Below are 10,665 nucleotides of genomic sequence, written 5' to 3'. Positions count from 1 at the left end.
CCCATCGCGCCGAGAGTACTGCGGGGTCAGCCCGTGGGAGGCCAGGGCGCCGCTGACCGGTGGACGGCACCGAGCCGTACGCTTGAACTGAGAAGGGGGAGGCCTCGCGGCCTCCCCCTTTTTGCGTTTACCGGGCATAAATGACTCATTTACGCCAGACGATTTAATTCTTTTTGGTATTGAGCTTTTATTTAAAGAAAATAAAACGAATAACAAGGGCGACTGCTATGGCTGCAATGATTAAAAGCAGGATTGTCAGTCGATGCTGCTTGCGTCGTTTACTTGATGAAACGAAGATTGATTTTCCCTGTTTTGGCGTTTCGAGATAGCGAGCCGAATGCGTCAAGGTTTGCTTTGGTCGAGGACCTCTTTGTTGATGAGCGGCGGATGCTTTCATCGGCTCATCACTAGCTGCGCTGTTTTTAGATAATGGTGCGTCTTTCAGATATACAGGGTCTCCCGAGGCGACGCCCATATGTTTACGTCCCGTTTGGGCATCCTCGAGCGTTTGATATCGATTTCTCGTCACATACTCGGGCTCCGGATCATTAATGGGCTCTTGCGAGATGTGGGGGCGATGGAACCGTGGCGGCTGCGTGGAAGTATCTTCCCCCTGCGTCGGCATAAACATATTGTTCTGGTTTTGGTCGTCCATGATGCCCTTTAGCTCGTTACCAACAACGTGTACGCGCTCATTGTAAGCCCCTTGTTATTTGTAGCTGGGGACATACTCGGTATTTAAGCTCTGGTTCAAAGAACCTTAACCTTCCTAAAACCTGAGTCATACGCACTTAGATATGCTTATAGTACTGGACTCAAAAAACTTTATAGTCGATGTATATATGAGCACTGGGTGGGCATATATAAGAGCGTCAAAAGAAGTCCCAGTCACCTGGAAGATGACTCGGCAGTCCTATAAAGGAGTGGTAAACATGGCAAGCATGGTTCCTTATCGTTCGGTTTTTGGCGTTCGTCCCTCTGCAAGCTCGCTGTTCGATCTGTTTGATGATATGAGCGACCTAGCGAACAGCTCGATTGCCTCTAAGGCGTTCCCCGTTGACGTTGAGGATAAGGGCGATGGCTATGAGGTCAAGGCTTATCTGACCGGCGTCGCCAAGGACGATATCGATGTCGAGCTTAACGAGGGCCGTCTGTCCATTAGCGTGAATGTCGAGGAAGACGAGGAGAACGAGGGCAAGAACTTCCTGCAGAAGGAGTTCAGCTCGTACAGCGCGACGCGTGGCGTGTATCTTAAGGACGCTTCGAGCGAGGGCCTCTCGGCTAAGTACGCTGACGGCATCCTGACCGTTACGGTTCCCAAGATCGTCGAGAAGAAGAACGTTACGAAGATCTCCATCGAATAACTTCGTTGGTGTTCTTCGCTATTAAAAGACAACAAAAGGGGCTGGGAAGCGATTCCCGGCCCCTTTTGCTGTTTAGGACAGTCTATTGAATGGTTGCTGGCCGATACTGGCTTGCGGGGCGTATCGAGAGTTTTCGCGATCCTTGGAGAAGGGTGGCGGAGCTGCCGAGCTCGTCATCCAGGGTTGCGGCTAGAGCTTTGGCATAGCTTTTGACGGTAAGGCTCGGACGATTGTTGTCTTGGCTGATATGCATGGCAATGAGCTGTTCGGTGCGATCGGTAACAAGTTCGCGCGCGGCTTCGGCGGCTTGGCCGTTGGAGAGGTGTCCCCTTGCAGACAGGATGCGCTCCTGAAGAAAGCGGGGATATTCTCCCTCGCGCAGCATGGTCACATCGTGGTTGCTTTCGAGCGCGAGGACTCGACAATCTTTGAGGGTGTTCATGGCTTGGCTCGATAGCTCTCCGGTGTCGGTAGCAAAGCCGATGGAATCATCGAGGGCGTCGAATCGAAAGCCGATTGGATTTATGACATCGTGTGATGTTGAGTAGGTTTGCGCGTGGATGCCGGCAATGGATAGGGTGTCACCGGGGTCGAATTCCTCGACAGGCAGATGCGAAAGATTTTCTTTGCTCGAAAGTGTGCCCCTACTGGCAAAGAGGGGACCGTGCCAGTGCTTGCACCAGACATCGAGACCCTTGATGTGATCGCTATGCTCATGAGTAATGAGAAGAGCCGAGACGTTGTCTGCCGAGAGTCCCAGTTCTGCCATGCGCTTTAATGTCTCGCGGCGAGAAAGACCGTCGTCAATCATGATGAGCCCCCGGGGGCCTTCGATGAGCGCGCAGTTGCCTTTTGAGCCGCTGCCAAGGATATGAAGGTGCAGACGAGACATAAGATTCCAAAGGATACAATGGGTGCGGACGAATAGAGGAGGAAGCAAATGCCTACGGTATCACAGCATTACGGACACCATGCCGTGCCCGGGGCAGTCGATGAGACCCGAACGAGGCAGCAGGCTGCTCCTGTCGTGCTCATGGTATCAGGCGGCGCGGACTCGACGGCACTGCTTCTTATGGCGTGCACATCAAAGCTGGATATCCAAGACGGGCGCGGTGTTGCACCCATTGCTCGCGAGCGCCTGCATGTGCTGCATGTAAACCATCATCTGCGCGGCAAGGCGTCCGATGGCGACGAGGCCTTTGTGCGTGAGCTCTGCGCGAAATATGGTTTACCGCTGTGCGTGGAGCACGCTTATTTTGATGGGGAGTCGGGCAATATTGAGGCCGCGGCCCGCGAGGTGCGCTATGCCGCGGCGCGGAGGTATGTTCGCGAACTCTGCGCCCAGACGGGGGCGCCGCGAACGGCGGCTCGTATCTGCACCGCGCACACGTCTTCGGATCGCGCGGAAACGTTTTTGATGAACGCGATTAAGGGTTCGGGGCCCGCTGGTCTATCGAGCATTCCTCGCCGGAGGAATATCGTGGTGCGTCCCTTGCTCGACCTAACTCATGGCGAGCTTGTGGGCTATCTACAGGTACATGGTCAGCCGTGGCGTGAAGACGAGAGCAATGAGGATATCTCGTATCTGCGAAACTACGTGCGCCATCGGGTAATGCCAGTGGTGGCACAGCGTAATGCGAGCGTGTGCAAGACGATTGGCGCCGCCTGTGAGATCTTGGGTGACGAAGACGCGTTTCTATCCCAGCTGTCGGCGCAGGCGTTTCGAAGCTGCCTGCGCAAGGAGGCGGCGGGCGCGCTAGTGCTCGATGCCAGACGCCTTGCTGCGGCCGAGGTGGTAATCGCGCGGCGCATCGTGCGACTGGCGATTAAGCGCATCGATCCGGACGCTCGTCCAGAGATGCGACATGTGGAGCGAGTCCTTTCCTGCGTTGCCGAGGGCGCCGGCTCGGTCACGCTTCCGGCGGGGATTGACGCACGCATTGAGTTTGGCATGCTGGCGTTTAAGGCGCCGGCGGCTCGCGAGGGCCTGGTCGCGGACTGGGTTACCGTACCCGGTCGTTTGCCGTTGGGCGGGGGACGTATGCTGGTCACAGAACCGATGGCCGTTGAGCCGGGATGCGATATCGTGCGTCGCGCCCGTGAGCTTGCGGCTGCCGGGGAAGTGACAGCTTTGGTAGACGCGGCTGCCCTGGGTTTTGCCGACAGCGATAGTGAGCGGATCCTGGCGGGCTCGCGTGGCAAGATCCCTGTCGAGGCGCGATTGGCGCGCCTGTGGGTGGACGGTCCCGCACCGGGAGACGTGATGTGCCCGTTAGGGATGAGTGGCCGAAGCAAGAAAGTATCCGACTTGCTAGGCGAGGCTCGCATTCCCGTTTCCGAGCGCGCCGGCGTGCCCATGGTGAGGACGGCGCCGGGAGGTGCCGTGGTGTGGGTCGCCGGAGTTCGCGCGGACGAGCGTTTTAAGTGCACGGCCGCAACGCGCGTGGCATATCTGCTTCGTGTGGTCGATGCGGAATAGCGTCCTACGCCAGCTATTCTGTGCGGCGTTGACGGTATTCCCGCGCTGATGGTGCGCGGGCTGGAAAATATACCCCGTGCGCTGCTAGAATGTGTAGTTCGCGTCCATACGGCGGTGTGTGGGCGATTAAGCACAAGAAAGGGTTGTCATGGCTTCTCAACATCCGGATATCGAGAAGGTTCTGTTTACGCAGGAGGATATCGACGGCATCGTTTCTCGCCTGGGCGAGGAGATCACTCGCGACTACGCGGGTAAGGATCTGGTGCTGATCGCGGTTCTGCGCGGTGCCGTTGTCTTTATGGGCGACCTGATGCGCAAGATTGAGCTACCGACCAACATCGATTTCATGGCTGTTTCGAGCTATGGCGACGGTGTGAAGTCTTCGGGCATCGTGCGTATCATTAAGGATCTGGATATCGACATCCGTGGTCGCGACGTGCTGATCGTCGAGGACATTCTGGACTCGGGCCTGACCCTCAAGTACCTGATGAAGAACCTCGAGAGCCGCAAGCCCGCTTCGCTGGAGGTCGCTGCCTTCCTGTGGAAGGACGTTGAGGACCGCACCTCGGCCATCACGCCCAAGTATGTTGGAACCCATTGCCCCGATGCCTTTGTGGTGGGCTACGGCCTCGACTATGCCGAGCGCTATCGTAACCTTCCGTATCTGGGCATTTTGAAACCGGAGGTTTATTCGTAAGATGCCCGACGACCATAACGATAACAATTCCCAGACTCCCCGGGAGCCTAAGATCCCGGGGATGCCCGGAGGCAAGAAGCCCACGCGTACGGGCTGGCTGTATTTTCTTTTGGCTTGCGCGCTTCTGGGCTATGCCTTCTTTAATATGGGTTCCGGCTTTGCCAGCTCCAGCAATACCGTTAAGCTCGCGACGAGCGAGATGGTCAGCGCCATCAAGCAGGATTGCGTCGAAGATCTGACCTATACGGTTCAAGACGGAAGCGTGACGGGTCATTACTGGAAGACAAAAAAGGACAAGGGCGATACGAGCGAGCTCAAGAGCTTCTCTTCGACCTATGTCGGCTCCGATTCGCTTGCCGAGCTCATGGCGGAGCACCCCGATACCAAGTACATCGTCAACACCAACGATCCCGATTTTTGGGGCGACTTGGCGATGAGTGTGCTTCCGACGATCGCCCTTATCGCCATCATGTTCTACTTTATGCGCCAGATGATGGGCGCCAACAACAGGAACATGCAGTTTGGCAAGACCAACGCCAAGACCAACGAGGCCACACGCCCCAAGGTCAAGTTTGAAGACGTTGCCGGAGTGGACGAGGCAGTCGAGGAGCTCGAGGAGATCCGTGACTTTTTGAGCGATCCGGATCGCTATCGCAAGCTGGGCGCCAAGATCCCGCGTGGCGTGTTGCTGGTTGGCCCTCCGGGCACCGGTAAAACGCTGCTGGCCAAGGCCGTTGCCGGCGAGGCGGGCGTGCCGTTCTTTAGCATCTCGGGTTCCGACTTTGTCGAGATGTTCGTAGGTGTCGGCGCCAGCCGTGTGCGTGACCTCTTTAAGGAGGCCAAGTCCCAGGCCCCGTCGATCATCTTCATCGATGAGATCGATGCCGTGGGACGTCAGCGCGGAGCTGGCTTGGGCGGCGGTCACGACGAGCGCGAGCAGACGCTCAACCAGCTGCTGGTCGAGATGGACGGCTTTGAGGAAAGCGAGTCGGTCATCCTGATCGCCGCCACCAACCGCCCCGACATTCTGGATCCGGCGCTGCTGCGTCCCGGTCGTTTTGACCGTCAGGTTACGGTCGACCGTCCGGATGTGAAGGGCCGCGAGCAGATCTTGCGCGTGCATGCCGAGAACAAGCCGATGGACGAGGACGTTAAGTTTGAGAAGCTCGCCCAGATGACCGTTGGCTTCACTGGTGCCGATCTGGCAAATCTGCTCAACGAGTCTGCGCTGTTGGCTGCCCGCCGCCATCGTTCCGTGATCTCGATGGACGAGGTCGAGGAATCGATGGAGCGCGTGATTGCCGGACCGCAGCGCAAGGGTCGCGTGATGACCGAGGCCGAGCGCACCACGATTGCCTACCACGAGAGCGGTCACGCCCTGGTGGGTCACATCCTGGAGCACTCCGATCCGGTCCACAAGATCTCGATCGTCAGCCGCGGCCAGGCGCTGGGCTACACGCTGCAGCTTCCGCAGGAGGACCACTTCCTCAAGACCAAGAACGAGATGCTCGACGAGCTCGCCGTGTTCTTGGGCGGTCGCGTTGCCGAGGAGCTCATGTGCGATGACATCACGTCGGGCGCGAGCAACGATCTGGAGCGCGCAACCAAGATGGCGCGCGAGATGGTCACGCGCCTGGGCATGAGCGAGGAGCTGGGCACGCAAGTGTTTGGCGAGGCGCAACATCAGGTGTTCCTTGGTCGCGATTACGCCGATCACCAGGATTACTCCGAGGAGACGGCGCGCCGCATCGATATCGAGGTCCAGCGCATTATGCGTGAGGCCCATCGTCGTGCGGTCGAGATTCTGGACGCCCGTCGCGATCAGCTCGATCTGATGGCGAAGGTGCTGCTTGAGCGCGAGACCGTCGAGGGCGACGCCGTGAACGCCCTGCTCGACAACGAGTGGAATGCCTACCTTGAGCGCGAGGGCGATATCCTGGCGGCCAAGGAGGAGCGCAATGCCAAGGCGGCCGGCATGCCGACCAAGAAGCGCGTGCCTCGAATGAGCGAGGAGGAGCTGGCGGCTGATGCCGCGGCCTTTGCGCAGGCGGCCATGCAGGAGGATGCCGAAGCCGCATCCGATGATGCTGACGATGACCATGCCGTCGTCGATGCCGACACCGACGCCGACAAATAGTCTTTGTGGCGAAAGCCTCCGCGGGGAAACCTGCGGAGGCTTTTTCTTTTGAGCGATATGGGGCCGTCTGTTGATTGGGGACAGACTTAAATGAGCGTTTTCACGCATTTAAGTCTGTCCCCAATCAACATTGCTGCGGCACTTTGCTCGGCTAAAGCGTACAATAGCGCCTATGCGAAAGGGGAACAGATGATCAACGAAACTATGTATACTCGCGGTGCGGAAAGCTCCATCATCCGTGAGATTTTTAGCTATGGCCTTGAGCGCAAGGCGCAGATCGGTGCGGAAAACGTATTCGATTTTTCGCTGGGCAATCCGAGCGTTCCGGCACCCGCTGCTGTGGCGGAGTCCATTAAGAAGGCCCTGGAGCTGCCGAGCGACCAGCTGCACGGCTACACGCCCGCACCGGGCCTGCCGCAATGTCGTGCCGCTGTGGCCGAATCGCTCAACCGCCGCTTTGGCACGAGCTATGAGGGCAAAGACGTATTTATGACGGTGGGTGCCGCGGCTTCGCTCACCTGCACGCTCAACGCCGTTACGAATCCGGGTGACGAGGTTATTGTTATCGCCCCGTACTTTCCGGAGTATCGCGTTTGGATTGAGAAGGCCGGCTGTACGTGTGTTGAGGCGCTCGCCGATGAAGATACGTTCCAGCTGAGCGTGGACAACGTGCTCAAGGCGATCAGCGATAAGACGGCGGCCGTCATCATTGACTCTCCCAACAATCCGACCGGTGCCGTATATACATGCGACACGCTGACGCGACTGGCCAATGTTCTGCGCGAGGCCAACGCTCAGCGCGATCCCGAGAATCCGATTATGCTCATCTCGGATGAGCCGTACCGCGAGATTGTGTACGGTGCCGAGGTGCCTTGGGTGCCCTCGATCTACGAGCACACCATCGTGTGCTACTCGTATTCCAAGTCGCTGTCGCTGCCGGGCGAGCGCGTGGGGTGGATCTTGGTTCCCAACACCAATCCGCAGGCTGCCCGTCTGATGCCGGCTGTTGCGGGTGCTGCCCGTACGCTAGGTTTTGTATGCGCACCGGCACTCTTCCAGCGCGTAATCATCGATTGCATCGATGAGCCGAGTGATGTCGAGGCCTATGCTCGCAACCGCACGGCGCTCACCGATGCCTTGGCGGACTACGGCTATACCTATGTTGAGCCGGACGGTGCTTTCTACCTGTGGGTGAAGGCACTCGAGCCCGATGCGAATGCGTTTTGCGAGCGCGCAAAGAAGTATGAGTTGCTTGCGGTTCCCTCGGACAGCTTTGGTATGCCGGGTTGGTTCCGCCTGGGCTATTGCGTGAGTTACGAAACGATTGTCAATTCGCTACCCGCTTGGAAACAGTTGGCGGACGAGTATCGTTAAAAGTAAAGCGCTCTGCCTACAATGTTTTACGTGAAACGGGGTTTGGTGTTAAGCCGGACCCCGTTGTCATGGACGTTGTGTCTTTGGGATGGAGTGGTTTTACGACTATCGAAGGCTATGCGTACAATGAATATAAGCGACGGCCGTGCCAGATAAGGAGACCTGATGCCCTACCTGCTTTCTTGTGACATTCATACCCATACGATGTTCTCTGCGCATGCATATTCGACCATTGAGGAGAATGTGTACTGGGCGGCAGAGCGTGGCCTGCAGGTGCTCGGATCTGCCGACCATCTGAGCTCTATGGTTACGGCTTGTCCCAATGACCTGCGCAGTTACCAATTCTTTATCAACCAGGATATCTGGCCGCGCATTTGGAGCGGCGTGCTGGTGCTGCGTGGCGCCGAGGCCGATATCGTTTCGCTGGACGGAAGCCTGTTTGGCGAGGACACTCCTGTCACGCTCGATATCGCCGGCGATTCGTACAGCCGTCAGCATTCGCTGTTCGATTTGGTTACGCGTAATTTGGATTATTTGGTTGCAAGCGTGCATAATCCGCAGATTGCTAAGGGCGCGACGCTGGCCCAGGCGACCGAGATGTATATCAATGCCCTGGAGCACCCCAAGGTGTTCATGCTGGGTCACACGGGGCGTTCGGGCGTGCCGTTCGATATCGACGAGGTGCTGTTGGCGGCTAAGGCCAAGCACAAGATTATCGAGATCAACAACCATAGTCTTGAACACGGTGTCGACACTGAGCATTGGGCTGTATGCCGCAAGATCGCCGAGCGTTGCGCTGAGCTGGGCGTGGGCATTGGCGTTTCGACCGATGCGCACATTGGCATGGCAATTGGTAAGTTCGATTACGCTCGCAAGATGCTCGACGAGATTCACTTCCCGTTGGATCTGATCGTGACGCGCGATCGCGAGACGCTGCTGCGCGAGATGGCGGCAGCCGGCGTGTGCGACCTGCGCAAGGGGATGTAGCGGAGTTTATAAACCAAGCGAGGGGGGCGGCCCAGACGGGTCGCCCCCTTTCTTGTCCCAAAAATCTACTGAGGTTGGTTAGCGGCGTTCGAGGACCGCTACGGTTTCGGTGTGGTCGGTGTGAGGGAACATGTCGACGGGCGTGATCTTGAGCAGGCAATAGCCTCCGTCGAGGAGCTGATGCAGGTCGCGCTCTTGAGTTACGGGGTTGCAGCTGATATAGGTGATGCGGCGCGGCTTAAGCGCGCAGGCAGCTTCGAGGAACTCGGGGGTAGAGCCGGCGCGCGGCGGATCGATGGAAAGGACATCGACCCGCTCGTTGTTATCGGCGGCATCCAGGATGCAATCGGTGGCGTCGTCGGCCATAAACCAGGCGCTGCGGGTGAGGCCGTTGAGCTCGGCATTGCGACGTGCGTCGGCAATGCCCGCCGGGTTGCGCTCCACGCCGAGCAGCATAATGCCGATGCCCTTTTTCTGGGCATCTTTAACTGCGCAAAGACCGATGGTACCGCTGCCACAGTAGGCATCCATGAGCACATCGCCCTGGTGCAAATCCATGCCGTCGATAGCGAGCTGATAGAGCAGCTCGGTCTGTTGCGGGTTGGTCTGATAAAACGCGGTGGGGGAGATGTCGAATTCGCAGCCGAGCAGCTGGTCGCGCATGCATTCGGCGCCATACACGATGCGGGTTTCCTCGCCGAGGATGGCGTTGCCGGGGCGTCCGTTGATGTTTTGGGCGACGGTGACGATGTGCGGATCGAGTGCGGCGACAGCCTCAAAGAACTCCTGCGCATGCGGCAAGTCGCGCTGAGCGGTCACGAGCGTGACCATGACCTGGTCGGTACGCCAACCGCAGCGGACGACGGCATAGCGAAGCAAACCAAGATGCTTGTCCTCATTAAAGGCGGGAATATGCAGCCGCTCAGCTTCGCGTGCGATGCCGTTGAGAATCTGACGGGCGCCCGGTGCCTCGACGGGGCATTCGGGTACGGCAACGATCTTGTGTGTGCCGCGCTCAAAGAAACCGCAACGGACGGCGCCCTCCTTACCGGGAGCAAAGGGAGTGGCAGCCTTATGACGAAAGCCACGCGGCGCAGGATATTTGCCCGGGTCGCCCAGGGTGACTCCCATACCGCGAATGGGGTCGACGCTAATACCCTCGCGCTCGCAAAGAGCAGCAAAAAGCTCCTCCATGGCGGCCTGCTTGGCGGCGAGCTGCTTCTTATAAGGACGATTGAGCGCCGTACACCCACCGCAAGCTTTCATGATGGAACAGGGGGACTTGGGGTCCACAGCCTTACGCGCAGACGAAACCCGATCTTTATGCGAGTGCTTGGAGCGAGTCTGAGATGCCTTATCTTCGTTCCGACGAGAGCTGGGACGCTTGGCCTTAGCCTTGCCCTTGGCCGACTTACCCTTCGCGTCCTGAGACGACTTGGATTTCTTAGAAGATTTTTTCTCCTCTGACCCCTCAGCCGCCTCGATCAAAGCACGACGAGCCTTACGCTCCGCACGAGATTCTGCCATGAATTAACCCCACTAATTTACAAATTGAAATCTGAAAGCATTGTACCGTGCCAAGCTAGCGGACGATATACAAGCGCCTATTTCATGTCAGTGATAAGTC

Annotated in this window: 9 protein-coding genes; 6 read left to right on the top strand and 3 right to left on the bottom strand. The window is 57.9% G+C overall.

Annotated features, from left to right (window positions below; translation table 11 throughout):
- Positions 1–187 precede the first annotated feature (187 nt).
- Positions 188–655: a hypothetical protein gene (locus tag ACESWY_RS07040; RefSeq protein WP_195503802.1), complete on the bottom strand. Its 468-nt coding sequence runs from the start codon at positions 653–655 to the stop codon at positions 188–190.
- Between the two features lie 277 nt (positions 656–932).
- Between ACESWY_RS07040 and ACESWY_RS07035 the strand changes: the two genes are divergently transcribed.
- Positions 933–1,364 carry an Hsp20/alpha crystallin family protein gene (locus ACESWY_RS07035; RefSeq protein WP_055310182.1) on the top strand — a complete coding sequence of 144 codons (432 nt, stop codon included), beginning with the start codon at positions 933–935 and terminating at the stop codon, positions 1,362–1,364.
- An 82-nt stretch (positions 1,365–1,446) separates the two neighbouring features.
- On the opposite strand, the gene ACESWY_RS07030 is transcribed toward ACESWY_RS07035, so the two are convergent.
- Positions 1,447–2,256, bottom strand: coding sequence for an MBL fold metallo-hydrolase (locus ACESWY_RS07030; RefSeq protein ID WP_055310181.1), 810 nt, complete (start codon positions 2,254–2,256; stop codon positions 1,447–1,449).
- A 48-nt stretch (positions 2,257–2,304) separates the two neighbouring features.
- Here ACESWY_RS07030 and tilS point away from each other — a divergent pair, with 48 nt between their 5' ends.
- The 5 genes from tilS to ACESWY_RS07005 all read left to right on the top strand — a co-directional run bounded on the left by tilS (position 2,305) and on the right by ACESWY_RS07005 (position 9,038).
- On the top strand, positions 2,305–3,843 hold the full coding sequence (gene tilS / locus ACESWY_RS07025; protein WP_373093539.1) for a tRNA lysidine(34) synthetase TilS: 1,539 nt from the start codon (positions 2,305–2,307) through the stop codon (positions 3,841–3,843).
- A gap of 148 nt (positions 3,844–3,991) precedes the next feature.
- Entirely contained in the window at positions 3,992–4,540 is a 549-nt protein-coding gene (hpt, locus tag ACESWY_RS07020; RefSeq protein WP_006235600.1) for a hypoxanthine phosphoribosyltransferase, read from the top strand.
- Between the two features lie 61 nt (positions 4,541–4,601).
- Positions 4,602–6,677 carry an ATP-dependent zinc metalloprotease FtsH gene (ftsH, locus tag ACESWY_RS07015; RefSeq protein WP_373093536.1) on the top strand — a complete coding sequence of 692 codons (2,076 nt, stop codon included), beginning with the start codon at positions 4,602–4,604 and terminating at the stop codon, positions 6,675–6,677.
- A 189-nt stretch (positions 6,678–6,866) separates the two neighbouring features.
- A complete protein-coding gene (locus ACESWY_RS07010; protein WP_373093535.1) occupies positions 6,867–8,051 on the top strand; it encodes a pyridoxal phosphate-dependent aminotransferase in 1,185 nt (394 codons plus the stop codon).
- Positions 8,052–8,216: 165 nt separating this feature from the next.
- On the top strand, positions 8,217–9,038 hold the full coding sequence (locus ACESWY_RS07005) for a phosphatase (RefSeq protein ID WP_373093533.1): 822 nt from the start codon (positions 8,217–8,219) through the stop codon (positions 9,036–9,038).
- Positions 9,039–9,116: 78 nt separating this feature from the next.
- On the opposite strand, the gene rlmD is transcribed toward ACESWY_RS07005, so the two are convergent.
- The gene (gene rlmD / locus ACESWY_RS07000; protein ID WP_373093531.1) at positions 9,117–10,565 is read right to left on the bottom strand and encodes a 23S rRNA (uracil(1939)-C(5))-methyltransferase RlmD; all 1,449 of its coding nucleotides are present in this window, start codon (positions 10,563–10,565) and stop codon (positions 9,117–9,119) included.
- Between the last annotated feature and the right edge of the window lie 100 nt (positions 10,566–10,665).

The organism is Collinsella aerofaciens ATCC 25986, from assembly GCF_964237925.1.
GTDB classification, from domain to species: Bacteria; Actinomycetota; Coriobacteriia; order Coriobacteriales; family Coriobacteriaceae; genus Collinsella; species Collinsella aerofaciens_BJ.
This window is presented reverse-complemented; position numbering and strand designations above follow the sequence as displayed.

Coding starts and splice junctions, on each gene's coding strand:
- ACESWY_RS07040 (WP_195503802.1), bottom strand. CDS start 655: ATGGACGACCAAAACCAGAACAATATGTTTATGCCGACGCAGGGGGAA.
- ACESWY_RS07035 (WP_055310182.1), top strand. CDS start 933: ATGGCAAGCATGGTTCCTTATCGTTCGGTTTTTGGCGTTCGTCCCTCT.
- ACESWY_RS07030 (WP_055310181.1), bottom strand. CDS start 2,256: ATGTCTCGTCTGCACCTTCATATCCTTGGCAGCGGCTCAAAAGGCAAC.
- tilS (WP_373093539.1), top strand. CDS start 2,305: ATGCCTACGGTATCACAGCATTACGGACACCATGCCGTGCCCGGGGCA.
- hpt (WP_006235600.1), top strand. CDS start 3,992: ATGGCTTCTCAACATCCGGATATCGAGAAGGTTCTGTTTACGCAGGAG.
- ftsH (WP_373093536.1), top strand. CDS start 4,602: ATGCCCGGAGGCAAGAAGCCCACGCGTACGGGCTGGCTGTATTTTCTT.
- ACESWY_RS07010 (WP_373093535.1), top strand. CDS start 6,867: ATGATCAACGAAACTATGTATACTCGCGGTGCGGAAAGCTCCATCATC.
- ACESWY_RS07005 (WP_373093533.1), top strand. CDS start 8,217: ATGCCCTACCTGCTTTCTTGTGACATTCATACCCATACGATGTTCTCT.
- rlmD (WP_373093531.1), bottom strand. CDS start 10,565: ATGGCAGAATCTCGTGCGGAGCGTAAGGCTCGTCGTGCTTTGATCGAG.